Consider the following 588-nt stretch of genomic DNA (forward strand, 5'->3'; position numbering starts at 1 on the left):
TGAAACAAAACGAAAAGAAGTCGGAACAATCTCGAACACCTTTCGCTAACAATAAAAACAGCTTAAAGGATGTTTCAGCAATTCTTTTCTTTCGTTATCCAGTTTTCAAGGTGCAAGTGTTTTGCGGTGAATTTGCTTCAGAGTAATTCTTCAGCAAAGACGCAACAAATGAAAGTTGTTGGTGGAGCCAAGCGGGATCGAACCGCTGACCTCCTGCTTGCAAGGCAGGCGCTCTCCCAGCTGAGCTATGGCCCCAAAGTTATATGGGTACCGACTTCTCAGAGTCGATAATGGTGGGCCTTAGTGGACTCGAACCACCGACCTCACCCTTATCAGGGGTGCGCTCTAACCAGCTGAGCTAAAGGCCCATAGGTATTCCCTTTGGACTTCCTGTTGAAAGATGATTAATCTTTCAAAACTGACAACGAGTAAAGCGATAAACTGCCACGTTTATCCGAACCTCATCGGGTTCGGGTATTTCCTTAGAAAGGAGGTGATCCAGCCGCACCTTCCGATACGGCTACCTTGTTACGACTTCACCCCAATCATCTACCCCACCTTCGACGGCTAGCTCCCTTGCGGGTTACC

Annotated in this window: 2 tRNA genes and 1 rRNA gene; all 3 read right to left on the reverse strand. The window is 47.8% G+C overall.

Annotated features, from left to right (window positions below):
- Positions 1–179 precede the first annotated feature (179 nt).
- A tRNA-Ala gene (locus AC1TPC_RS26880) sits at positions 180–255 on the reverse strand.
- A 36-nt stretch (positions 256–291) separates the two neighbouring features.
- A tRNA-Ile gene (locus AC1TPC_RS26885) sits at positions 292–368 on the reverse strand.
- 118 nt (positions 369–486) lie between these two features.
- A 16S ribosomal RNA gene (locus AC1TPC_RS26890) occupies positions 487–588 on the reverse strand; the annotation flags it as partial.

This window comes from Paenibacillus sp. Y280 (assembly GCF_056786335.1).